This is a genomic window from Pseudoxanthomonas sp. 68-E7, from assembly GCF_057773145.1.
Map to the genome: position 1 here is coordinate 381,423 of NZ_JBYMTI010000002.1, position 24,006 is coordinate 405,428.

Sequence of the window (24,006 nt, forward strand, 5' to 3'; positions counted from 1 at the left end):
TCAGCCCCCTGCCCCCATGTCGGAATCCGCCCTGCTCGCCCTGTCCCCGCTCGACGGCCGCTACGCCGCCAAGGTCGACGCCCTGCGCCCCATCTTTTCCGAGTACGGGTTGATCCGGGCGCGGGTCAAGGTCGAAGTGGAGTGGCTGCTGGCGCTGGCCGCCGAGCCTGGCATCGTCGAGCTGCCGGCGTTCTCCGCCGCCGCCATCGCGCGCCTGCGCGGACTGGCCGACGGTTTCTCGGTCGCGGACGCGGCCCGGGTGAAGGAAATCGAGCGGACCACCAATCACGACGTCAAGGCGGTCGAGTACTTCATCAAGGAACGCCTGAAGGACGACGCGGAACTGGCGCCGGCCCTGGAGTTCGTCCATTTCGCCTGCACCAGCGAGGACATCAACAACCTCAGCTACGGCCTGATGCTGGAACAGGCGCGCCGCGAGGTGCTGCTGCCGTCGCTGGACGGCGTCGCCGCCACGCTGCGCGCGCTGGCCCATGCCCAGGCCGGCCAGCCGATGCTGTCACGCACCCACGGCCAGACCGCCTCGCCGACGACCCTGGGCAAGGAAATCGCCAACGTGGTCGCCCGCCTGGAGCGCCAGCGCGCCCAGATCGCGGCGGTCGAACTGACCGGCAAGATCAACGGCGCGGTGGGCAACTACAACGCCCACGTCAGCAGCTATCCCGACGTCGACTGGCCGGTGTTCGCGCAGCGTTTCGTCGAAAGCCTGGGACTGGTGTTCAATCCCTACACCACCCAGATCGAGCCGCACGACAATGTCGCCGAAATCGGCGACGCCGCGCGCCGCGCCAACATCATCCTGATCGATCTGGCCCGCGACATCTGGGGCTACATCTCGCTGGGCTACTTCAAGCAGCGCCTCAAGGAAGGCGAAGTCGGCTCCTCGACCATGCCGCACAAGGTCAATCCGATCGACTTCGAGAACGCCGAGGGCAACTTCGGCCTCGCCAATGCGCTGTTCGAGCATTTCAGCGCCAAGCTGCCGATCAGCCGCTGGCAGCGCGATCTCACCGATTCCACCGTGTTGCGCGCGCTCGGCACCGCCTTCGGCCACAGCCAGGTGGCGCTGGATTCGCTGGCCAAGGGGCTGGGCAAGCTGGAAGTGAACCCGCAGCGCCTGGACGCGGATCTGGACGCTGCATGGGAAGTGCTGGCGGAGGCCGTGCAGACGGTGATGCGTCGCCATGGCCTGCCCAATCCCTACGAGCAGCTCAAGGCGCTGACCCGCGGCCAGGGCATCACCGCCGATTCCATGCGCGCTTTCATCGAATCGCTGGAACTGCCGGCCGAGGCCAAGCAGCGTCTGCGCGACATGACCCCGGGCAGCTACACCGGCCTGGCCGAAACGCTGGCCCGGAAGATCTGATCGCTCCGGAGACCGCACGCCGCCCCGCAGGACCGCGCCCATGCAACTGCTGATCAACCTCGACGTGCCGGATCTCGATGCCGCCGAAACCCTGTACAAGCGGGCGTTCGGGCTGACCACCGGACGCCGCCTGGGCGGCGACGTGGTGGAACTGCTGGGGGCACAGCCCCCCCTCTACCTGCTGCGCAATGCGGCCGGCAGCGAGGGCGCGCCCCATTCGCCACGCCGCTATGATCGCCACTGGACGCCCGTGCACCTGGACGTGGTGGTCGAAGACCTGGATGCGGCCCTGGCCATCGCCACACAGGCCGGCCTGCGCGCCGAAACGCCCATCCGCGAAGCCCGCTGGGGCCGGATCGTGCGCCTGGCCGATCCGTTCGGCCATGGCTGGTGCCTGCTGCAGTTCAGTGGTCGCGGCTATGACGAGATCACCACATGACCCACCGTCCACGCTACCGCCCGCTGCTGGCGGCCGCCTCCCTGCTGCTGGCCGCCTTGCCGATGGCCCAGGCCCGGGCGGACGCGTCCGCGCCCGCTGCCGCCACCTGCCCCGCCGATCCCGGCTGGGATGATCCCGCCGCGCCCCGGCGCCTGCACGGCAATACCTGGTTCGTCGGTACCTGCGGCATCAGCGCGCTGCTGATCACCTCGCCGCAGGGCCACGTGCTGATCGACGGCGGCACCGCCGAAGGCGGCAGGCAGGTGCTCGCCAACCTGCGCACGTTGGGATTCCGGCCGGAAGACGTGCGCGCGATCGTGATCTCGCACGAGCATTTCGATCACGTCGGTGGCCTGGCCGAACTGCAACGCGCGACCGGCGCGCCGGTGCTGGCGCGCGAACCCGCGGCCGCCACGCTGCGACGCGGCACCAATGACCGCAACGATCCCCAGTTCGGGCAACTCCAGCCGTTCGCGCCGGTCGCCAATGTCCGCCCCCTCGGTGACGAGGAAACCGTCACCGTCGGCCCGCTGTCGCTGCAATCCATCGCCACCCCGGGCCACACGCCGGGCGCGGCATCCTGGACCTGGCGTTCCTGCGACGGCGACGACTGCCGGCAGTTCGTCTACGCCGACAGCCTCTCGGCGTTCTCCGACGATCAGTACCGCTTCGGCGACGAGCAGGCCCACCCCGGCTATGTCGCCGCTTTCCGGCAGGCCCTGGACCGGGTCGCCGCGCTGGAGTGCGACATCCTGGTGACGCCGCATCCGTCCGCCAGCCGGTTGTGGTCCCGTGTCGGCCCCGGGGCCAGCGAACCGCTGGTGAACACCGCCGCCTGTCGCGAGTACGCGCAATCCGCGCGCGCGCGCCTGGACAAGCGCCTGGCCGAAGAGGCCGCCCCCGCTCCCGCAAGCTCCCCACGCCCATGATCGAAGTCCACGCCACCGCCAAGCATTTCCTCGGCATGCCCGCCGCGCGCTTCCTGCGCGAGTACTGGCAGAAGAAGCCGCTGCTGATCCGCAATGCCTTCCCGCACTTCCAGTCGCCGATCCAGCCCGAGGATCTGGCCGGCCTGGCCTGCGAGGAAGGCGCGCTCTCGCGCATCGTCATGCACGATCGCGAACGCGATGCCTGGACCCTGCGCACCGGTCCGTTCCAGGAAGAGGAATTCCCCGGCATGCCGCACCACGATTGGACCCTGCTGGTGCAGGACGTGGACAAGTGGGATCCGGATGTGCGCGGCCTGCTGGCGCATTTCGACTTCCTGCCGCGCTGGCGGCTGGACGACATCATGATCAGTTTCGCCGCCACCGGCGGCTCGGTCGGCGCGCACGTGGATCAATACGACGTGTTCCTGCTGCAGGCCCAGGGCGAGCGGCACTGGCTGATCGACGCCGGCGAGAATCCCCCGCTCGGTTTCCGCGACGACGTCGAGCTCAAGCTGCTGCGCGAATTCACCCCTACCCATGATTGGGTGCTGGGGCCGGGCGACATGCTGTACCTGCCGCCGGGCGTCCCGCACCATGGCGTGGCGGTCAATCCCTGCCTGACCATCTCGGTCGGCATGCGCGCGCCCTCCTCGGCCGAATTGATCAGCGACTATCTCGATACCCTGGTCGCCGATGCCGACGATCGGCTGCGCTACCACGACGAGGATCTGGCGCCGCCGCGCGATCCCAACGAGATCGACGCCGCGGCGATGAGCCGGGTGGTGGAAGCGCTCAACGCACTGCGGATGAACGATCCGGACCGCCTCGGCGACTGGTTCGGGCGCTTCATCACCACCTATCGCGCCGCGGGCGACGTCGCGCCGCCCCCCGAGCAGCGCTCGCGCATCGAACTCGAGTGGGATCTGGAACATGGCGCCCGCCTGTACCGGCATCCGTTCTCGCGCCTGGCCTGGCGACGCGTCCACCAGAGCAAGGGGGCCACCCTGTTTTGCACCGGCATCGACTACGCCCTGCCGATCGCCGACGCGCGCTGGCTGGCCGCCGCCGAGAGCATCGACGGGGCCGGCTACGCCGGCCTGTCGGAAGCCGGCCGCGACGCGGTGATGGCGCTGGCCGCGCAGGGCCACTACCAGTTGGGCATGGCGGAGGACGAGGATTGAATCCGCCAGGCTTCCGGGTCGAAGCGGTCGAATTCGCCCGCCAGCGGGAGGATCTCCTGCAGGTGCGCGAAACCGTGTTCGTGCAGGAACAGCATGTCCCCCTGGAAGAGGAACGCGACGCCCTGGACCCGCTGTGCCACCACGTGCTGGCACGCGATGACGCCGGCCACCCCATCGGCACCGGGCGCCTGACCCCGGAGCATCGGGTCGGCCGGATGGCGGTCCTGCGGGAATGGCGCGGGCGCGGCGTCGGCGACGCCCTGCTGGCCGCGCTGCTGGACCAGGCCCGCCGGCAGCGCTGGCCCGAGTTGACCCTCAACGCCCAGGTCAGCGCCGAGAACTTCTACGCCCGTCATGGTTTCGTCCCGTATGGCCCGCGTTTCCACGAAGCCGGCATCGAGCACCAGGCCATGCGCCGCCGGCTGGACGGCGCCACCGCCATCGAGGACCAGGCCGGTGCCCGGGCCGCCTTGCAGGCCCTGGCCAACGGCACCCGCCGGCGCCTGTGCCTCTACAGCCGGGACCTGGAGCCGGCCCTGTTCGACGCACCGGAGGTGCTGGACGCCCTGCGCCGGCTGGCGACCCGTGCCGCCGGGACGGCGGAAATCCGGGTGCTGTTGCAGGATGCGGGCACGCCGCAGCGCCGGCTTGCCCCGTTGCTGCCCCTGGCCCAGCGGCTGCCCAGCGTGTTCCTGTTCCGCGAGGTGCATGACCCGGTGGACCGCAACTATCCCTCGGCCTACGCCGTCAACGACGCCGATGGCTACTACTTCCGCACGCTGGGGCATCGTTTCGACGGCGAAGCGGATCTCGATGCGGCCGGCCGCGCGCGCCAGTTGCGCGATGAATTCGCGCAGGTCTGGGAGCGTTCCCGCCCCTGCACGGAGTACCGCGCGCTGGGGCTGTAGCTCCTGGAAGGCGGAAATCCGCGGGAATCGCGCGGATTGTGTCCTTTGTTGTCATCCGGGCGGACCAGACTGCGCCTTTAGTCCAATACCTTTATGCCCCGTTCCCGCCTTGCGGGTATAATTTTGGGGTTGTCTTCCGCCCGCGCGGGCGCACATCGAATCCGCCGGCCCCGTTCCTCCAAGATCAATCGACAGTTCGCATCTCATCGCCATCGTGGACAATCTCCTGAAGCAGTTTGCGCAATCCTCGCAACTCAATGGAGGCAATGCCTCCTACGTCGAAGACCTGTACGAGCAATACCTGGTCGCCCCCGACAGCGTGGGTCCCAAATGGAAGGCCTACTTCGACGGATTCAAGGGCCGCGAGGCCGGTGATGTGCCGCACTCGGTGGTCATCGAGCAGATTACCGCCGCCTCGCGCCAGGCCGCGAACAACGGCCACGTGGCGGCCCCGGCCGGTGGCGACGAGCGCGAGCGCAACGTCGGCCGCCTGATCACCGCCTACCGGTCGCGTGGCCACCTCGGCGCCAACCTGGATCCGCTGGGCCTGAGCCCGCCGATGAATCCGCCGGACCTGGGCCTGGCCTTCCACGACCTGTCCGACAAGGATCTGGACGCCGAATTCAGCACCGGCAACGTGGCCGGCCAGCCGCGCATGAAGCTGCGCGACCTGCTGGGGCGCCTGAAGGCCGCCTACACCGGCTCGATCGGCGCCGAGTTCATGCATATCCCCGAGGTCGAGCAGCGCCAGTGGCTGTACCAGCGCCTGGAAGCGGCCGGCGGCAACTACGGGCTGGACGCGGCGGCCAAGCAGCGCACCCTGGAACGCCTGACCGCGGCCGAAGGCCTCGAGCGCTACCTGCATACCAAGTACGTCGGCCAGAAGCGCTTTTCGCTGGAAGGCGGCGACTCGCTGATTCCGTTGCTGGATACGGTGATCCGCCGCTCCGGCGAAGGCCAGGTCAAGGACATCGTGGTCGGCATGGCCCATCGCGGCCGCCTCAACGTGCTGGTCAACACGCTCGGCAAGAGCCCGCGCAAGCTGTTCGACGAGTTCGAAGGCAAGTTCGAGCACGACAACAGCCTGGCCCACGCCGGCGACGTGAAGTACCACATGGGCTTCTCCGCCGACATCGCCACCCCGGGCGGCCCGGTCCACCTGGCGCTGGCCTTCAATCCCTCGCACCTGGAAATCGTCGATCCGGTCGTGGCCGGCAGCGTGCGTTCCCGCCAGGAGCGCCGCAACGATACGTCGCGCCAGGCCGTGCTGCCGATCATCATGCACGGCGACGCCGCGTTCGCCGGCCAGGGCGTGGTGATGGAGCTGTTCCAGATGTCGCAGGCGCGCGGTTTCGCGGTCGGCGGCACCCTGCACGTGGTCATCAACAACCAGATCGGCTTCACCACCAGCGCCCGCGACGACGCTCGCTCCACCCTGTACTGCACCGACGTGGCCAAGATGATCGGCGCGCCGGTCCTGCACGTGAACGGCGACGACCCGGAAGCGGTGGTGTTCTGCGCCAACCTGGCCTACGACTTCCGCCAGCAGTTCAAGAAGGACGTGGTCATCGACCTGGTCTGCTATCGCCGCCACGGCCACAACGAGGCCGACGAGCCGGCGGCGACCCAGCCGCTGATGTACCAGACCATCCGCAAGCACCCGACCACCCGCGAGTTGTACGCGGCCAAGCTGGAAGGCGCCGGCGTGGTCCCCGCCGAGGGCGGCAAGGCGCTGGTCGACCAGTACCGCGACAAGCTGGATTCGGGCGAGTACACCACCGAGCTGGCCAAGCAGAAGGGCGACGAGCTGGCGATCGACTGGTCGAAGTACGTGTCCGGCAAGGTCACCGATCCGGTCGACACCCGGGTCAAGCGCAAGGCGCTGGATTCGCTGGCCAAGATCATCAACACGATTCCGGCCGGGGTGACCCTGCATCCGCGCGTGGCCAAGATCTACGACGACCGCGCCAAGATGGCCGCCGGCGAACTGCCCGGTGACTGGGGCTTCGCCGAGAACCTGGCCTACGCCACCCTGCTGGCCGAAGGCAATGGCCTGCGCCTGGTCGGCCAGGATGCCGGTCGCGGCACCTTCTTCCATCGCCACGCGATCCTGCACGACCAGAAGACCGACAGCTATTTCCTGCCGCTGCGGCAGCTGGTGGAAACGCCGGAGCAGGCCACCATCATCGATTCGCTGTTGAGCGAGGAAGCGGTGATGGCGTTCGAATACGGCTTCTCCACGACCGATCCCAATACCCTGTGCATCTGGGAAGCGCAGTTCGGCGACTTCGCCAACGGCGCGCAGGTGGTGATCGATCAGTTCATCGCCGCCGGCGAAGCCAAGTGGGGCCGCATCAGCGGACTGACCCTGCTGCTGCCGCACGGCTACGAAGGCCAGGGTCCGGAGCACAGTTCCGCGCGCCTGGAGCGTTTCCTGCAGCTGTGCGCCCTGGAGAACATGCTGGTCTGCGTGCCGACCACGCCCGCCCAGGCCTACCACATGCTGCGCCGGCAGATGCGCATGACCACCCGCAAGCCGCTGGTGGTGATGACGCCCAAGTCGTTGCTGCGCCACAAGCTGGCCGTGTCGACCCTGGACGAACTGGCCAACGGCGAGTTCCAGCACCTGATTCCGGACAATGCCGCGGACCCGAAGAAGGTCAAGCGCGTGGTGCTGTGTTCGGGCAAAGTCTACTACGACCTGCTGGAAGACCAGCAGAAGCGCGGCCAGGACGACGTCGCGCTGGTCCGCATCGAGCAGCTCTATCCGTTCCCGCGCCCCCAGCTGGCGGCCGAACTCAAGCGCTTCGGCAAGGCCACCGACGTGGTCTGGTGCCAGGAAGAGCCGCAGAACCAGGGTGCGTGGTACCAGATCCGCCACCACCTCAACGCCTGCCTGGGCGAGAAGCAGGGCCTGCACTACGCGGGCCGCCCGCGCTCGCCGTCGCCGGCCGCCGGCCACTTCGCCGAGCACGTCGAGGAACAGCTGAAGCTGGTCGCCGACGCGCTGGTCAACAAGTTCGAAAACGACGTGGTCGCCGAGTAAGCGTCGACCCGCCTTCCACCCTTCAAAGCACGCCACCAAAAAAACAGGACGCCTCCATCCATGGCCACTGAAGTCAAAGTTCCGGTTCTCCCCGAATCCGTCTCCGACGCGACCATCGCCACCTGGCACAAGAAGGCGGGCGACGCGGTCAAGCGCGACGAGAACCTGCTGGATCTGGAAACCGACAAGGTCGTGCTGGAAGTCCCGGCGCCGGTCGACGGCGTGATCAAGGAAATCAAGTTCAAGGAAGGCGACACCGTGACCAGCCAGCAGCTGCTGGCGATCATCGAGGAAGGCGCGGTCGCCGCCGCTGCGGCCCCGGCCGCCGAAGCGCCCAAGGCCGAGGCGCCGAAGGCCGCCGCTCCCGCCGCTGCCGCTGCGCCAGCTCCCGCCGCCAAGGCCGCCCCGGCTCCGGCCGGCGCCGACAGCCTGCCGCCGGGCGCGCGCTTCACCGCGGTCACCCAGGGCATTGATCCGTCGCAGGTCGAAGGCACCGGTCGCCGCGGCGCGGTCACCAAGGAAGACCTGGTCAACTACGCCAGCGGCAAGACCGCCGGCGTGTCCGGCGGCGCCCGCCCGGAAGAGCGCGTGCCGATGACCCGCATCCGCGCCCGCATCGCCGAGCGCCTGATGCAGTCCAAGAACTCCATCGCCATGCTGACCTCGTTCAACGAAGTCAACCTGGGCAAGGTCATGGCCATGCGCAAGGAGCTGGGCGAGTCGTTCGAGAAGGCCAACGGCATCAAGCTCGGCTTCATGAGCTTCTTCGCCAAGGCCGCCGCCAACGCACTGCAGCGCCACCCGGTGGTCAACGCCTCGGTCGACGGCAACGACATCATCTATCACGGCTACGCCGACATCTCGATCGCCGTGTCCACCGACAAGGGCCTGGTGACCCCGGTGCTGCGCAACGTCGAGCGCCAGAGCTTCGCCGACATCGAAAAGGGCATCGCCGAGTACGCCAAGAAGGCGCGCGACGGCAAGCTGGGCCTGGAAGACCTGCAGGGCGGCACCTTCACCATCACCAATGGCGGCACTTTCGGTTCGCTGATGTCCACCCCGATCGTCAACCCGCCGCAGAGCGCCATCCTCGGCATGCACGCGATCAAGGAACGCGCCATCGTCGAGAACGGCCAGGTCGTCGCCGCGCCGATGATGTACATCGCGCTGTCCTACGATCACCGCATCATCGACGGCAAGGACGCGGTGCTGTTCCTGGTCGACATCAAGAACCAGCTGGAAAATCCGCACCGCATGCTGCTGGGCATGTAATGCATGCCGGGATTGGCGATTCGTGATTCGGGATTCGCAGGAGCGACAGGCTCCTGCATCCGCTTTCAACGAATCCCCACTCCCGAATCCCGAATCCCATTCGAGCGAATGAAATGAGCGAACAATTCGACGTCGTCGTCATCGGTGCCGGTCCCGCCGGCTATCACGCCGCCATCCGCGCCGCGCAGCTGGGCATGAAGGTCGCCTGCATCGACGCCGCGCTGGGCAAGGATGGCAAGCCCGCCCTGGGCGGCACCTGCCTGCGGGTGGGCTGCGTGCCCTCCAAGGCGCTGCTGGACAGCTCGCGCCAGTTCTACAACCTGCAGCACCTGTTCGGCGAACACGGCATCAGCACCAAGGACGCCAAGATCGACGTCGCCACGATGGTTGGCCGCAAGGACAAGATCGTCAAGCAGTTCACCGGCGGCATCGCCATGCTGTTCAAGGCCAACAAGATCACCCCGTTCTACGGCTTCGGCCAGCTGCAGCCGGGCAACGTGGTCAAGGTCAAGCAGCATGACGGCAGCGAAGTCGAGCTGAAAGGCACCAACGTGGTGATCGCCGCCGGTTCGGACTCGATCGAACTGCCGTTCGCCAAGTTCGACAACGAATACATCGTCGACAACGTCGGCGCGCTCGACTTCACCGCCGTGCCCAAGCGGTTGGCGGTGATCGGCGCGGGCGTCATCGGCCTGGAACTGGGCAGCGTGTGGAAGCGCCTGGGCGCCGAGGTCACCATCCTCGAGGCCCTGCCCGACTTCCTCGCCGCCGCCGACGCCGAAGTGGCCAAGACCGCCGCACGCGAGTTCAAGAAGCAGGGCCTGGACATCCGCCTGGGCGCCAAGGTCAGCAAGACCGAGATCACCGGCAAGGGCAAGACCAAGGAAGTCGTGGTCACCTACAGCGATGCCGAGGGCGAAAAGACCCTGACGGTGGACAAGCTGCTGGTCGCCGTCGGCCGCCGCGCCGCCAGCAAGGGCCTGCTCGCCGAAGGCACCGGCGTCAAGCTCAACGAGCGCGGCCAGATCGAGGTCGACGAGCATTGCCATACCGGCGTCGACGGTGTGTGGGCGGTCGGTGACTGCGTGCGCGGCCCGATGCTCGCGCATAAGGGCTTCGAGGAAGGCATCGCGGTCGCCGAACTGATCGCCGGCCTGCCGGGCCACGTCAATCTCGACACCGTGCCCTGGGTCATCTACACCGAGCCGGAGATCGCGTGGGTCGGCAAGACCGAGCAACAGCTCAAGGCCGAAGGCACCCCGTACAAGACTGGCAGCTTCCCGTTCGCCGCGATCGCCCGCGCCGTCGCGATGGGCGAGCCGGCCGGCTTCGTCAAGGTCATCGCGCACGCCGAAACCGACCGCATCCTGGGCCTGCACCTGGTCGGCGTCGGCGTCTCGGAACTGGTCCACGAAGGCGTGCTGGCGATGGAGTTCAACGGTTCGGCCGACGACCTGGCCCGCATCTGCCACGCCCACCCGACCCTGTCCGAGGCCATCCACGACGCCGCCATGGCGGTGGACAAGCGTTCTATCCACAAGGCCAATTGATGAGAGCCGGGATTCGGGAAGGGGGATTGGGGATTCGCCAAGCGCATTCCCCCACCTGACCGAATTCCAATGCGGACGCCGGGCTTTGCTCGGCGTTTGCTTTTTACGAATCCCGAATCCCCAATCACGAATCCCATGCGCAGCCTCTGTGTCTATTGCGGCTCCAACGCCGGCAGCAAGCCCCTCTACGCCGAACGCGCGGTCGCGTTGGGTGATCGCATCGCCCGCGAGGGCATGCAGCTGGTTTATGGCGGCGGCAACGTCGGCCTGATGGGCATCGTCGCCGATGCCGTGCTGGCCGCCGGCGGCGAAGTGGTCGGGGTGATTCCCGAGCAACTGGTCAACTGGGAAGTCGCCCACAAGGGGGTGACCCGGCTGGAAGTCGTCGCCAACATGCACGAACGCAAGAAGCGCATGTTCGATCTGTCCGATGCCTTCGTCGCCCTGCCCGGCGGCTTCGGCACCCTGGACGAGATGTTCGAGATGCTGACCTGGCGCCAGCTCGGCATCGGCGACAAACCCTGCGCGTTCCTGGATGCCGATGGCTTCTACGCGCCACTGATGGGCATGATCGATCGCATGGTGGAAGAACGCTTCCTGCATCCGGATCAGCGCGAAGACCTATGGCACGGCGAGGACATCGGCGCGATGTTCGACTGGATGAAGGCCTACCAGCCGGCGCAGGCCTCGAAGTGGATGGACGAGAAGCGGCGCAAGTCGTTGCGTTGAGGTTGCGCCCCGGGGTCCGCCTTTCGTCGTCCTGGCGAACGCCGGGGTTCCGCTGCCCGATCGGTGTCCCCGCCGCGGACACACCTCAATGGAATCCAGCCTGCGCTGGAATGACGAATCCGGTGCTCCCGTCGTCCCAACGAAGGCAGGGACCCATCTGCTCTTTTGCCACCAGATCGGCCGCGGACACGCCCCAATGAAATCCAGCCTGCGCTGGAATGACGAATCAACGGTTCCCGTCGTCCCAGCGAAAGCTGGGACCCATCTGGCTCTTTTGCCGCCAGCCCGGCCGCGGACACACCCAATGGATTCCAGCCTGCGCTGGAATGACGAATCCGGTGCTTCCGTCGTCCCAGCGAAGGCTGGGACCCATTTGGCTCTTTTGCCGCCAGCCCGGCCGCGGACACACCCCAATGGATTCCATTGCCTACGCTGGAATGACGAATCAACGGTTCCCGTCATCCCGGCGAAGGCTGGGTCCCCTTTTGCTTCCATTGCCGGCTCGCTAATTCATTCCATTGACCACCTTCCCCGGTCCCTACCAACACCGTAAAAGCTGAAGACACTCTCCCACCCAAACCAACCGCCATGCCCCGGGAACGGATTCCCTGCGTATACCTCCTGGCCAGCCGGCCACGCGGAACGCTCTACATCGGCGTGACCTCCCATCTGCCTGGTCGCATCTGGCAACACAAACAGGATCAGGTCGAAGGTTTCACTTGCCGCTACCAGGTCCATACTTTGGTCTGGTACGAGGTCCACGGCACGATGGAATCTGCGATCCTGCGCGAAAAGGCGTTGAAGGCGTGGAAACGGATCTGGAAGATCCGCCTCGTCGAGGACTCCAATCCGGATTGGCGGGATCTTTATCCGGATATCCTGTAGTCCTTCATCGCCTTGCCCCAACCGGAGCGGCCCCATGACCTTGCCGAACACATTCAACGCCTTCCGCATCCACAACGACGACCGCGGCTATCGCAGCGGCATCGAATCGATCTCGCTGGATGATCTGAACCCCGGCGAGGTGGTCATCAAGACCGCGTATTCTTCGGTGAACTTCAAGGACGCCCTGGCCGGCACCGGCGAAGGCAAGATCCTGCGTCGATTCCCGCTGGTGGGTGGCATCGACGTGGCCGGGCATGTGGTGGCCTCCACCGATCCGACGTTCCGCGAGGGCGATGAGGTGCTGGTGACCGGCTGCGGGCTCAGCGAAACCCGTGATGGCGGCTACGGCGAATACGCCCGGCTGGAAGCGAAGTGGGTCATTCCGCTGCCGAAGGGCTTGAGCCTGCGCGAGAGCATGATCCTGGGCACCGCCGGCTTCACCGCCGCGCTGGCCCTGTACCGCATGCAGGACAACCGGCAGACGCCGGATCTGGGGCCACTGGCGGTCACCGGCGCCACCGGCGGCGTCGGCACCCTGGCGGTCAACATCTTCAGCCGCGCCGGCTATGCCGTGCACGCCATCAGCGGCAAGGCCCAACACGCGGACTTCCTCAAGTCGATCGGCGCCAGCGAAGTGCTGGGACGCGACGCGCTGGCGGCCGGGAGGCCGATGGAATCGGCGCGCTTCGGCGGCGGGCTGGACAACGTGGGCGGGCCGATGCTGGCCAGCCTGCTGGCGCAGACGGCGCCCTACGGCAACGTCGCCAGCGCGGGCCTGGCGGCGACCGCCGAGCTGGACATGACGGTCATGCCGTTCATCATCCGGGGCGTATCGCTCGTCGGCGTGGCTTCGGCCGGCACCGCGCGCGCCATCCGCGACGACATCTGGCGGCATTTGGCCGACGACTGGAAACCGGACCGCCTGGATGCCATCTGCACCCGCGAAACCACCCTGGAAGGCCTCCCGGATGTGTTCCGGACCATGCTTTCCGGTGGTTCGTTCGGCCGTACCCTGGTCACTTTCTGAGCTGTCGGGCTTGACCCGACGGCGTGTCCGGGCGGGCCCCCGTTTCTTTCTCACCGGCCCGCTCCTACAATCGGGGGCGGGGACAATTGGGGAAATACGGGGAACTCCATGGCACGCATTCTGATCGTCGACGATTCACCTTCGCAGTTGCTGGGCATCCAGCGCATCGTCGAAAAACTGGGACATGAATCCCTCACCGCCGAAGATGGCGCCGCGGGCGTGGAAGTCGCCAAGCGCGAGCTGCCGGACATGGTGCTGATGGACGTGGTCATGCCCAATCTCAACGGCTTCCAGGCCACCCGCACGCTGAGCCGCGAAGCCAGCACCAAGCACATCCCGGTGATCCTGGTGACCACCAAGGACCAGGACACCGACCGCATGTGGGGCCTGCGCCAGGGTGCCAAGGCCTACCTGACCAAGCCATTCTCGGAAGACGAACTGGCCGAAGTCATCGAGCGCGTGTTCAACGCGCGGGAACTGCCGGATCCGCCCGCGGCCTGATCGCCTTCAAGCGCAATGAAGAAGAGCAGGCCCAGGCCTGCTCTTCTTGTTTGGCAATGCGTGAATCCGCTTTCATCCGGTGGGGTCGACGTGAGCCGCGACTACCGGATGGCCAATCACGATCGCAAATCGCGACTCACGTCGCTTACGCAAGGCGTTTACGGTTTTTCGCCGAAGGCCTTGGCCAGGTCGCGGTAGGCATCCCGTTGCTCCTCGCTGGCGGCGCGCGGGGCGGTGATTTCCAGTTCCACGATCTGATCGCCGGCGGGGTTGCCCGGCAGACCGCGTCCCCGCAGGCGCAGCTTGCGGCCGGCTTCCGAATCCGGCGGTATCTTCACCTCGACCTCGCCGCCGAGCGTCGGCACGGTCATGGCCGCGCCCAGCGCGGCCTGCCAGGGCGCCACCGGCAGGACATAGATGATGTTGCGGCCGTCCACTTCGAACTGCGGGTGCGCGGCGTACTCGATTTCCAGCAACAGGTTGCCGCCGTTGCCGCCCTGCCCGGCCAATCGGATCACCTGCCCCGGCTTGATGCCCTTGGGCACCTTGACCTCCAGTTGCCGGCCATTGACGTTCACCCGCACGCTGCCGCCATCGTGGACGGCCTGCAGCGGCACAGCCAGCTTGGCGCGCGAGTCACGCGACGCCTGCGGTCCCCGCGACTGCGCGCTATCGGCACGGCCACGCCGGCCGAACAGCCCTTCGAAGAAATCGCTGAAACCACCGCCGCCGCTGCCGGTGCTGCCGAAGACCTCGTCGAAATCGAAGTTCTGGCCGCCGTAGCCGCCATGGCCGAAATCCGGCGGCGGGCGGAACTCCTCGCCCGGCCGGTAGCCACGCGCGCGCAACTGATCATAGGCCGCGCGCTTCTGCGGGTCGCGCAGCGCCTCGTAGGCTTCGTTGACCGCCTTGAACTGGTCCTCGGCGCCGGCTTCCTTGCTGACGTCGGGGTGATACTTGCGCGCCAGCCGCCGGTACGCCGTCTTGATCTCGGCGTCGCCGGCGCTGGGTTCCACGCCCAGCACCGCGTAGTAATCCTTGAATTGCATCGGGGCTCCACTGGAAAACCATGCCGGTCCGATCCCGGCGGAAAACGGATTGGCCCGCGATGCGGGCGCCTTGGCCGCAATTCTAGCGGCTGCCGCGTCGGTTGCCGGACCCGGCCGTTGCCGGGACCAGGTCTGGACACCTCGATACCCCGTGCCGGGACGCTCTCCGCCGGGGCGGCCGCGTTTTCAGCCCGATCTTTCCAGGCACGTAACGCCCGCATCGACGTGGGAGGCTAAACTTCGTTCAGCCTTCCCCCACTAGGACCCACGCATGACCATCCAGATTGGCGAACACGTTCCCGAAGTCATCCTCAAGCGCATCCGCGAAGGCGTCGAGACGGTCGATACCCATGCGCTGTTCGACGGCCGCAAGGTGGTGCTGTTCGCGGTCCCCGGCGCGTTCACCCCGACCTGCTCCGAAAAGCACCTGCCCAGCTTCGTCCAGCATTTCGAGGACTTCCGCAAGCGCGGCATCGAAGTGTTCTGCGTATCGGTCAACGATCCGTTCGTGATGCAGGCCTGGGGCAAGACCCAGCATGTGCCCGACGGCCTGCAGATGCTCGCCGACGGCAACGCCGACCTGGTCAAGGCGCTCGGCCTGGAAATGGACGCCAGCGGCTACGGCATGGGCATCCGCGCGCGCCGCTTCGCGCTCTACGCGGAAGACGGCGTGGTCCGCAACCTGTTCGTCGAAGCACCCGGCGAATACAAGGTGTCCTCGGCCGAACACGTGCTGGCGAACATCAACTGAAACTTAGGGAACGCCCGCTCGCAATGACATTGCAGGCGCGGTTGGCCGCGCGGGTTTTCGCCCCGCGTCTGCAGATGTCAGTCATCGTCGCGGTCACGGCGGTCTCTGGCTTCCTGGCCTCGGTATTGTTGAGCGTCGCCGGCATGGACGCCATGTGGCTGCGCTATCCCATCTGCGTCGGCATCGCCTATCTGGTGTTCCTGGCGCTGATCTGGCTGTGGCGCCTATCACGTGAGATGGATGTCTCCGGCTTCGGAGGCCCCGGCGTGCCATCCCGCGAAACAGGCCCCGATACCCCAGACTGGGGGGGTGGGGGCGGCAGTTCCGGGGGTGCCGGAGCCAGTGCGCGGTTCGAAGCGCCCTCGGCAACGAATGCGGCGGATATGGACATGGTGCCGCAGCTCGACATTCAGGCGGCCGATGTGTCAATTTCGGATGCGAGCCTTGATATCGAGCATGCCTGGATCCTGCCCGTGCTGGGCATCCTGGCAGGCGTGCTGGTCGCTCTCGTCTGGGTGGTCTGGAGCTCTCCCGCGTTGTTGTCGGAACTGGCCCTCGATGCCGTCCTGTCCACCGGACTGTACAGCAGGCTGAGGCGCATGCCTTCCGAGGACTGGCTCTACACGACCTTGCGGCATACCGGCTGGCCCTTCGTGATAGCGTTTCTGTGTTCTTTTGCGTTGGGTGTGGCGTTGCATGCCATCGCTCCCGGAGCGGCCACATTGGGCGAAGTATTCACGCTGAAATAAGGCCGAAATGCAGCCCGGTGGATCGGAACGAAATCGATTACCCCTACCCAATGCAGTTGCTAGCGCAGGATGTTGAACCCCACCCGCGTCCACGCGCCGCTGTCGGCCAACGCCGTCAGCGTGTGCGGGCCGGGCTCGTCGAAATCGCGCACGAACGTGCGCGCGCCCTGGGTTTCCGCAATCCACTTTCCATCCAGCAACCACTGCACCCGCGCTTCCGTGCCCAGCGCGCGCAGTTGCAGTCGCACGCCATGTTCGCTGCCTGGCGCGCGCGCCAGGGTGGCGCGATCGTTGATGCCGTCGATGCGCAATTCTTCCGTCGCGTCGCGCCCGTCATCCACGCAATCCGGTGACAGCGGCGGCAGCCGCGATTGCGCGCGGGCCTGCGCGCCCAGCCAGGGGGACGCCAGCGCTGGCCAGCGGGCGATGCGCCGTGTCTGCGCGATGTGTGGCCGCCCGCATTCGGCGGAAAGTCGCTGGCCGGTGGTCGCATCCACGTCGAACGTCTCCGCGCCGGCGCTCCAGCGGCGCGCATCGCGTTCGGCCAGCGTGGGCGGAACCGCGCCATCGAGTGTCCATGCCTTCATCCGGCGCTGGCACAATTCCGGCGCGTCGGCGTCCGGCGGCAATCCCAGCGGCCAGCAGATTTCGGCTTCCGCCACGGTGGGCGGCGGTGGCTGCGCGGCGGCATCGCCGCGCGCACGCGGCAGGCTGTCGATGATCTCGAACATCAGCGGCAACGCGGTGACCGCGCCGTACTGACCGGGCAGCGGCGTTCCGTCCGGTCGCCCCACCCACACGCCCACCGTATGGCGGCGGGTGCTGCCCAGCGCCCACGCATCGCGGAAACCGTAGCTCGTCCCGGTTTTCCAGGCCACGCGCGGACGCATCGCGGTGTCGAACGCACCCTGCCCGTAGCCCGGGCGCGGATGCGATTCCAGGATCTCGCGGACGATCCAGGCCGCGCCCGGTGACACCAGCCGGCGATCCTCGCGCCGGTCCTGCGGCGTGTAGCGCACCCGCCCCGCCAGTCCGCCGCGATTGAACGCGGCGAAAGCGCCCACCAGATCCTCCAGCCGCGCGCCGGTCCCGCCGAGAATCAGCGCCAGGTTCGGCGAGGCGCCGCGCGGATACTTCAGGTTGATGCCGCCGTTGGCCAGGCGCGCGGAAAAGCGTGCCGGCCCGACCCGATCCAGCAGATCCACCGCCGGCACGTTGAGCGACAGGCGCAACGCCTCCGCCGCGCCGATCGGGCCGTTGAAGGCCGCATCGAAATTGCCCGGACGGTACCCTCCGAACGACTGCGGCGCGTCCACCAGCAGGCTCTCGGAATGGATGAGGCCGTCGTCCAGCGCCAATCCATACAGGAACGGTTTGAGCGTCGACCCCGGCGAGCGCCAGGCCTGCACCATGTCCACGTGGCCGAGACGGTCCTTGTCGCCGAACGTCACCGAGCCCACGTAGGCGCGCGCTTCCATGCTGGCGTTGTCGACCACCAGCAGGGCCGCCGAGGTGCGCGCCGGCAGCTGCGAGAAATAGGCCGCCACCCGCTCTTCCAGCGTGCGTTGCAGATCCGCGTCGACGGTCGATTCGATGCGCGCGGCGCCCGGTTGCCGCTGGCGCAGGCGTTCGGCAAGCAGTGCCGCCGACAGCGGCGGTTGCAGCGAACGCGCGACCACCGGCTCGATCCGCGCCTCCTCCACCTGCGCCGGTGTCCACACGCCCAGCGCGACCATCCGCGCCAGCACCTTGTCGCGTGCCGCGCGCGCGGCGTCGGGGTGGCGATCCGGCCGCAGCCGGCTGGGTGACTGCGGCAACACCGCCAGCAGCGCGGCCTCGGCCTGCGACAGCCGCGTTGCCGGTTTGCCGAGATAAGCCCAACTGGCCGCTTCCACGCCCTCGATGGTGCCGCCGAACGGCGCACGCTCCAGATACAGCGACAGGATTTCGCGCTTGGACAGGTGCGCTTCCAGTTGCAGCGCGCGCAGCAACTGCTTGAGTTTGCCCCAGGGCGTGCGCGTGTGCGGATCGAGGATACGCGCGACCTGCATGGTCAGGGTGGAGCCGCCGGACACGATCCGGCCGCGCCGCAGCCACTGGCCGCCGGCGCGCAGCATCGCCCACGGGTTGACCCCCGGGTGCTTCCAGAACCAGCGGTCCTCGTAGTTCAGCAGCGCATCCAGGTACAGCGGCGACACGCTTTCGGGGCTGGCCGGATAGCGCCAGACACCTTCGCGATCGGCGAACGCGCGCAGCGGCGTGCCATCGCCGGCGACCACCAGGGTGCTGGTGTCGCGCGCCTTCGGCAGCGGCGGCGGAAACAGCAGGTCCAGCACCAGCAGCAAGGACAGCACCACGACCGCCCCCCAGCGCAGCAGCGCGGGCCAACGGAGCCCGCGCAGGCGGCGGCCCGCGCGTCTCCAGCGGGAATGCTCCCCTCCGCTCACCCGCGCGCTCCCTTCGCACCATCGCCGCCAGGCGGACGGTTCCCGCGCGACCCGCCACGCATTCCGTGGCGCGGCCCTCCTCCCGCATCCGGAAGAAGGGAACCGGCGTGCACCGATTCCCGATTCCCCATGCCCGACTCCCGCCCTACGGCTGCACGACGGTGATCGTGCCCACCTTCGAGCGGCCGACGCCGCGGATGTCGGGCCGGTACATGTCCTCGACCAGCGGCGGCGGCACCGTATAGGTGCCCGGGGTGACCGCGCGCACCAGATAGAACACCTTGGCGGTGTCGCCGCTGTCCAGTTTCAACGCGGCCACGTAGCGATCGTCGCGGAACTCCTCGTGCTTCACGTCCGCGGCACTGCCGCGATCGCTGACGTTGATGCCGTCGACCACCACGTCGGCCCACTGCTTGGCGTCGCCCAGGTTGAAGTTCTCGATTTCCAGGCCGGCTGGCAGCAGGTCGGTGAACAGCGCGTCCGGCATGGTCACGTGCGGGGTGATGCTGACCCGCACGATCAGTGCCTCGCCTTCCTTCAGCGTGCCGCCATTCCACTCCTTGCCGTCGGTGGTGTAGTAGCGCCGCTCGATGCCGATCTGGCGTTCGTCGGCCGCCGGCGGCGTGCGCGGGACGCCGCTCACGTCCAGGCTGGCGTACAGCGGCGGCTGGCCTTCCGGGACGAAGCGCGCACCGCGCGCCAGCGCCGCGTGGTCGAGGCTGCGGCCGAACAGCTTGCCCGGCGCAACGGTCTCGCTTTCGCCGCCCAGGCTCCAGGTACCGGAAACCAGCTTCTTCTGATCCACCATCAACGCCTTGCCCAGGCGTGCCAGCGCGACCTGTTCCTGCGTGCTCAGCCACAGCCAGCCGCTGTTGCGGCGGGCGTCCAGTTCGCGGCCCAGCGAGACCGCGCGACGGTCGTATTCCGGCTTGGACAGCTTGCGCTCGTGCACCAGCGCGATCATCAGCGCATCGTCACGCAGGCGCGTGCCGTAATCGCCGAGGTAGTCCGGTCGATCGCCGGTCTTGGCGAAGCCCTCGGCGATCGCCTTGGCGCCGCGCGTCTTGTCGCCCTGCAGCGACAGCGCCAGGCCCAGGTGCACCAGCGGCAGGCCGGTCAGGCTCTTGTTGCGCTCGTTGTCGTACAACGCGCGCAGGGTACCCAGCGGGGCGCGGTTGACCCGCGCCAGCGCGTAGCCGGCGTAGGCCTGGTTGGCGAACTTCAGGTGATCGCGCTGCGAGTAGCCATAGAACTGCGCGCCACCGGCCAGCAGATCCTCGTTGAGGCGGTTGAGCGCTTTCTGCAGGACGGCGTCCGGCACCGCGAAGCCGCCTTCGCGCGCATCCAGCAGGAACTCGACCACGTACGGGGTCAGGCCCGGATTGACGTAACCGTCATCGCCCCACATCGAGAAGTGGCCGTTGGCCACCTGCATCGAAGCCAGCCGGCCGAACGCGCCTTCCATCCGTTCGCGGCGCTTCTTCGCATCCAGCCCACCGACGCCCAATGACTTGGCGGTCGCATCGTCCAGTTCCAGCGCCGCGTAGCCCTTGCTGGTGGTCTGTTCGGCGCAGCCATAGGGATACTCGAGCGCGCCCTGCAATGCGCTGGCGAACGGAATCGGCGGCAGCGCGCTGACCAGCATGCGGGCATTGACCGAGCCGGCCATCAGGCCATCGGCCAGCCCCGCGCCCATTTCCACCGGCGCCAGGCTGTCCAGCACCAGCGTGCGCGAACGCAGCACCGACGGCCAGCCGGCGCGCACCGGCAGGTCGTAGCGGCGATCCACCTTGAAGCCGTTGCCGTCGACGCGCACCCGGACCTTGGCGGTGGAGTAGCCCTCGCCGGCGGTGATCGGGAAGCTCAGCGTGGTCTTGGCGTCGCTCGCCAGTTTCGCGCTGCGCGCGGATTCGCCGATCGACAGCGGGCCTTCTCCGTCCACCCGCACGCTGAACTCGCCCGGCTTGCCGGTGAAGTTCTGCACGTCCAGGGTCACCATGCTGCGGTCCCCCGGCGCCAGCACGCGTGGCAGGCTGGCTTCGGCGACGATCGGCGCGCGCACCAGCGTCTCGCGATCGCGGTTGCCGTAGCGCTCGTCCGCGTACACCAGCGCCGATACCCGCAGGGTGCCGTTGAAATCCGGCACCTTCAGGCGGATGCGCGCATTGCCCTGGGCATCCAGCTTCACCGGCCCGGCGAACAGGTCCACCGTCTGCACCCGCGAGGTCGGCCGTTTGGCCTGCGGCAACGCGGCCAGCGCCATGTCGCCGCCGAACCGCATCTTGGCGCTGCCGCCCTCGAAGCTTTCGATCACGCGTCCGTAGATGTCATAGGCGTCCACGCCAAGACGGCGCTGGGCGAAGAACTGCGCGTTGGCATCCGGCACCGGGAAGCGGGTGATGTTGAGGATGCCCACGTCCACCGCCGAGACGGTGACGTGCGCGGCCTTGCCGGCCAGTTCCGGCACGCTGACGGTGACCGGCAGCTCCTGCTCGGGCCGCATCTGCTTGGGCACGGCCAGGCCGACGGCGACGCGGCGCGCCTTGCGATCCATCGGCACGTGGGCCACGCCGACCGCGCGCGCCGGGGTGATCTTGCTGGGCGCGGAACCGCCGCGGAACACCAGCGCGGTGATGTAGACATCGTGCCGTTCCCACTCCTGGGTGACCGGAATCGAGAAGCGGCTGCCGGGCTTGGCGTCGATCTCCTGCACGTACAGCATGCGATCGGCCTCGACCATCAGCAGGCCCTTGCCCGGATGCGGCGGGGTCAGGGTCACCTGCAGGGTGTCGCCGGCCTTGTAGCCGGTCTTGTCCAGCGCCAGCTTCACCTTGTCGGGGCGCGCGTCCAGGCCGCGGTTCTGGTCATCCCAGCTCCAGCCGGCGCGGAACGGATAGCGAGTGGTCAGGCCGGAGGCCGGATCGAACACATCCAACCGGTATTCGCCCCACTCCACCGGATAGTCGATGCGCGTGGCGCTGGCCCCAGCATCGATCACCTTGGTCTCCAGGTTCTCGAAGCGACGGGTGAAGTCGTAGTCCCAGCCGCCGTCTTCGTCGTAGTTCCAGTGGTAATCGCGATGCTCGCGCACCAACGTGACCTTCAGGCCCTTGCCGGGCTGCGGCTTGCCGGCCGCGTCGACCCGCATGACCTCGAAGCCGGCATTGCTGTTGGCGTCGGCGCCGTCCTTGTCGTCGAAAAGCGGGCGCACGCCGACCAGCGCGCTGGCCGGCCACATCACCCGCTTGAGCGTGCGGGTGACGGTACGGCCGCCGGTCTCGTAGACGCTACCCGAAACCACCGCCGCGATCGGCGTCACCGGCTTGGCCTCGGCCGGCAGCGCGATGGCCTCGCGGTGGACGCCCTTGTCGTCGAATGACGTATCGATGACGTCCTTGGCTTCCTTCGGCAATTCCACCGTCGGATCACCGAAGAAGTAACCCGGCAGCGCCTCGACCGGATGCTGTTCCACCGCCACCGACAGGCGCGCGGTGAAACGGTTGCCCGCGGCCGGCGCGCCGTAGAGATAGGCGGCCGTGGCCTGCAGCTGCAGCGGCTGTCCCGGCGCGAGCGTGGCCTGCGCGGTATCCAGATCCAGCTTCATCCGTTCCGGCAGGAATTCCTCGATGCGCAGGGTCATGCCCTGCACGGCTTCCTTGCTGGCCGGATCGGTGCGGAACTCGACCTGCCAGCGGCCGGTCGGCGCTTCCTGCGGGATGACCTGTTCGAAGTTGAAATAGCCCTGCTCGCCCGGTTGCAGGCGGGTCTCGCGGAAGGTCTTGCCGTCCGGCTGTTTCAGGCGCAGGAAGATCGGCTGCGCCTTGACCGGCCGGCCATCGAAATCACGCAGCAGCGCGGACAGCCTGACCGTCTCGCCGGGGCGGTAGAGGTCTCGCCCCGACCAGGCGAACACGTCGAACCAGGCCTGCTCGCGCCCGGCCACCGCGAATTCGGACAGATCCAGCGCCGGCTGGTTGAACGGCAGCATCGAGACGTCCTGGCCACGCCGGGCGATTAGCACGTGGCCGGCATCCAGCGTGTACTTCAGCAAGGCGTTGCCGTTGCTGTCGGTCTTGCCGGTCAGGAAGGTCTCGCCCTTGGCGTCCAGCACGCGCAGTTCGACCCCGCCCACGGCCGCGCCGTCGCGGAGCGAGGCGGTATGGACGAACAGCTGATCCTTGTAGGCGCGCGTATGCAGGCCCAGGTCGCTGACGGTGAAGAACGCGGTCTCGAAATCGCCGGAGAACTTGCCGGTGCGCTTCATCACCGCAAAGTAGAGCCCCGGTTCCTGCAGCTCCTTGATGTCCTGGATCGGCAGGTAGGTCAGCAACCGTTCGTTGGGCTTGCCGCCGAGCAGGAAGCGGTTGACGTAGACCGGCTCGGCCAACTGCCCGATCGGGGTGTTGTCGCCGTAGTCGCTGTCCAGGTCCCAGCTGCCGCGGCGGCCGCCACGCTGGTATTCGGAGAAGAACTTCGGCAGCGATTTCTCGTTGACCCGCAGGAACTCGACGTCCACTTCCTTGACGTTGATCGAGACCACCGGCAATCCGCGGCTCTCGCGCGCCGGCAGCACGCTGCCCTGCGAGGCGAAACCGACGGCGGGATCCAGTTCACCGGTGTGCACGCGCTGCTTGAGCGCCTTGCCCAGGCGGCTGCCATCGGCGGCCAGCAGGTCAGCGCGCACGTTCACGTCGTAATCCTTGGCCGCCTCCACCGACGGAAAGCGCAGGATCCTGCCCTTGTCGTCCAGCACCCAGCTGCCCTTGACCGTTTCGCCGTTGGCGCCGGCCACGGCCAGCAACTGGTCGAAGTCCTGCGAACTCACCAGCGGACGACTGAACTCCAACGCGATCGCCAGGCTGCCGTCATGCTGATCCGGATAGGCGCTGACCAGGCCGAAGCCGACCACTTCCTGCCGCTGCGCCTGCACCGCCTCGCCGCTGGCTTCGGGCAACTGCCCGGTGTCGTTGCGCTTGCAGCCGCCGAGCGCGCCCAGCGCCAGCAAGCCCACAAAGAACGCGCGCGCCCAGAAAGCGCGCGCGCCGCGGAAGGAAGGAGCCAACGATTCCATGTGCATGTCCCTGATCCGGTCTTGGCGGCAGTATAGAACGCGGACCGCGAGGCTTTGGGGTCAGCGCCGTGAAAACACCGGAAAAGAA

16 protein-coding genes and 1 pseudogene are annotated in these 24,006 nt (G+C 67.6%); 14 read left to right on the plus strand and 3 right to left on the minus strand.

Features of this window, described 5'->3' with window-relative positions; translation table 11 throughout:
* Positions 1-16: 16 nt before the first annotated feature.
* From purB to pilH, 12 genes and pseudogenes are all read left to right on the plus strand, one after another.
* Positions 17-1,384, plus strand: coding sequence for an adenylosuccinate lyase (gene purB, locus AC3DE2_RS06320; RefSeq protein WP_488425508.1), 1,368 nt, complete (start codon positions 17-19; stop codon positions 1,382-1,384).
* A 40-nt stretch (positions 1,385-1,424) separates the two neighbouring features.
* Complete coding sequence (locus tag AC3DE2_RS06325; RefSeq protein ID WP_488425509.1) at positions 1,425-1,823, plus strand: VOC family protein; 399 nt, start codon at positions 1,425-1,427, stop codon at positions 1,821-1,823.
* On the plus strand, positions 1,820-2,752 hold the full coding sequence (gene bla / locus AC3DE2_RS06330) for a subclass B3 metallo-beta-lactamase (RefSeq protein ID WP_295378222.1): 933 nt from the start codon (positions 1,820-1,822) through the stop codon (positions 2,750-2,752). The genes AC3DE2_RS06325 and bla overlap by 4 nt, the downstream gene beginning before the upstream one ends.
* Positions 2,677-3,930 (plus strand): annotated as a pseudogene (locus AC3DE2_RS06335) (ribosomal protein uL16 3-hydroxylase); the annotation flags it as partial. The gene bla and the pseudogene AC3DE2_RS06335, both read left to right, overlap by 76 nt.
* A complete protein-coding gene (locus tag AC3DE2_RS06340; RefSeq protein WP_488425510.1) occupies positions 3,930-4,841 on the plus strand; it encodes a GNAT family N-acetyltransferase in 912 nt (303 codons plus the stop codon). The pseudogene AC3DE2_RS06335 and the gene AC3DE2_RS06340, both read left to right, overlap by 1 nt.
* A 214-nt stretch (positions 4,842-5,055) precedes the next feature.
* Entirely contained in the window at positions 5,056-7,887 is a 2,832-nt protein-coding gene (locus tag AC3DE2_RS06345; protein WP_295378215.1) for a 2-oxoglutarate dehydrogenase E1 component, read from the plus strand.
* Positions 7,888-7,947: 60 nt separating this feature from the next.
* Positions 7,948-9,159 carry a dihydrolipoyllysine-residue succinyltransferase gene (gene sucB / locus AC3DE2_RS06350; RefSeq protein ID WP_295378211.1) on the plus strand — a complete coding sequence of 404 codons (1,212 nt, stop codon included), beginning with the start codon at positions 7,948-7,950 and terminating at the stop codon, positions 9,157-9,159.
* Positions 9,160-9,272: 113 nt separating this feature from the next.
* Positions 9,273-10,709: a dihydrolipoyl dehydrogenase gene (gene lpdA / locus AC3DE2_RS06355; RefSeq protein WP_488425511.1), complete on the plus strand. Its 1,437-nt coding sequence runs from the start codon at positions 9,273-9,275 to the stop codon at positions 10,707-10,709.
* Between the two features lie 135 nt (positions 10,710-10,844).
* On the plus strand, positions 10,845-11,438 hold the full coding sequence (locus AC3DE2_RS06360) for an LOG family protein (RefSeq protein ID WP_488425512.1): 594 nt from the start codon (positions 10,845-10,847) through the stop codon (positions 11,436-11,438).
* A 588-nt stretch (positions 11,439-12,026) separates the two neighbouring features.
* Positions 12,027-12,323 carry a GIY-YIG nuclease family protein gene (locus AC3DE2_RS06365; RefSeq protein WP_488425513.1) on the plus strand — a complete coding sequence of 99 codons (297 nt, stop codon included), beginning with the start codon at positions 12,027-12,029 and terminating at the stop codon, positions 12,321-12,323.
* A gap of 34 nt (positions 12,324-12,357) precedes the next feature.
* Entirely contained in the window at positions 12,358-13,350 is a 993-nt protein-coding gene (locus AC3DE2_RS06370) for a YhdH/YhfP family quinone oxidoreductase (RefSeq protein ID WP_488425514.1), read from the plus strand.
* Between the two features lie 108 nt (positions 13,351-13,458).
* Positions 13,459-13,851 (plus strand): twitching motility response regulator PilH, encoded by a 393-nt coding sequence (gene pilH / locus AC3DE2_RS06375; RefSeq protein WP_295378200.1) that lies wholly within the window; start codon positions 13,459-13,461, stop codon positions 13,849-13,851.
* Positions 13,852-14,009: 158 nt separating this feature from the next.
* Here the strand turns inward: pilH and AC3DE2_RS06380 are convergent, their stop codons facing one another.
* Positions 14,010-14,900, minus strand: coding sequence for a DnaJ C-terminal domain-containing protein (locus AC3DE2_RS06380; protein WP_488425515.1), 891 nt, complete (start codon positions 14,898-14,900; stop codon positions 14,010-14,012).
* A 271-nt stretch (positions 14,901-15,171) separates the two neighbouring features.
* Between AC3DE2_RS06380 and AC3DE2_RS06385 the strand changes: the two genes are divergently transcribed.
* Complete coding sequence (locus tag AC3DE2_RS06385) at positions 15,172-15,651, plus strand: peroxiredoxin (RefSeq protein ID WP_295378196.1); 480 nt, start codon at positions 15,172-15,174, stop codon at positions 15,649-15,651.
* Between the two features lie 74 nt (positions 15,652-15,725).
* On the plus strand, positions 15,726-16,400 hold the full coding sequence (locus AC3DE2_RS06390; protein WP_488425516.1) for a hypothetical protein: 675 nt from the start codon (positions 15,726-15,728) through the stop codon (positions 16,398-16,400).
* Between the two features lie 59 nt (positions 16,401-16,459).
* On the opposite strand, the gene pbpC is transcribed toward AC3DE2_RS06390, so the two are convergent.
* Both pbpC and AC3DE2_RS06400 read right to left on the minus strand, forming a co-directional pair.
* On the minus strand, positions 16,460-18,802 hold the full coding sequence (gene pbpC / locus AC3DE2_RS06395; RefSeq protein ID WP_488425765.1) for a penicillin-binding protein 1C: 2,343 nt from the start codon (positions 18,800-18,802) through the stop codon (positions 16,460-16,462).
* Positions 18,803-18,992: 190 nt separating this feature from the next.
* Positions 18,993-23,924, minus strand: coding sequence for an alpha-2-macroglobulin family protein (locus AC3DE2_RS06400; RefSeq protein WP_488425517.1), 4,932 nt, complete (start codon positions 23,922-23,924; stop codon positions 18,993-18,995).
* Between the last annotated feature and the right edge of the window lie 82 nt (positions 23,925-24,006).

Coding starts and splice junctions, on each gene's coding strand:
- AC3DE2_RS06380 (WP_488425515.1), bottom strand. CDS start 14,900: ATGCAATTCAAGGATTACTACGCGGTGCTGGGCGTGGAACCCAGCGCC.
- AC3DE2_RS06385 (WP_295378196.1), top strand. CDS start 15,172: ATGACCATCCAGATTGGCGAACACGTTCCCGAAGTCATCCTCAAGCGC.
- AC3DE2_RS06400 (WP_488425517.1), bottom strand. CDS start 23,924: ATGCACATGGAATCGTTGGCTCCTTCCTTCCGCGGCGCGCGCGCTTTC.
- pilH (WP_295378200.1), top strand. CDS start 13,459: ATGGCACGCATTCTGATCGTCGACGATTCACCTTCGCAGTTGCTGGGC.
- AC3DE2_RS06325 (WP_488425509.1), top strand. CDS start 1,425: ATGCAACTGCTGATCAACCTCGACGTGCCGGATCTCGATGCCGCCGAA.
- sucB (WP_295378211.1), top strand. CDS start 7,948: ATGGCCACTGAAGTCAAAGTTCCGGTTCTCCCCGAATCCGTCTCCGAC.
- bla (WP_295378222.1), top strand. CDS start 1,820: ATGACCCACCGTCCACGCTACCGCCCGCTGCTGGCGGCCGCCTCCCTG.
- lpdA (WP_488425511.1), top strand. CDS start 9,273: ATGAGCGAACAATTCGACGTCGTCGTCATCGGTGCCGGTCCCGCCGGC.
- AC3DE2_RS06390 (WP_488425516.1), top strand. CDS start 15,726: ATGTCAGTCATCGTCGCGGTCACGGCGGTCTCTGGCTTCCTGGCCTCG.
- AC3DE2_RS06370 (WP_488425514.1), top strand. CDS start 12,358: ATGACCTTGCCGAACACATTCAACGCCTTCCGCATCCACAACGACGAC.
- purB (WP_488425508.1), top strand. CDS start 17: ATGTCGGAATCCGCCCTGCTCGCCCTGTCCCCGCTCGACGGCCGCTAC.
- AC3DE2_RS06365 (WP_488425513.1), top strand. CDS start 12,027: ATGCCCCGGGAACGGATTCCCTGCGTATACCTCCTGGCCAGCCGGCCA.
- AC3DE2_RS06360 (WP_488425512.1), top strand. CDS start 10,845: ATGCGCAGCCTCTGTGTCTATTGCGGCTCCAACGCCGGCAGCAAGCCC.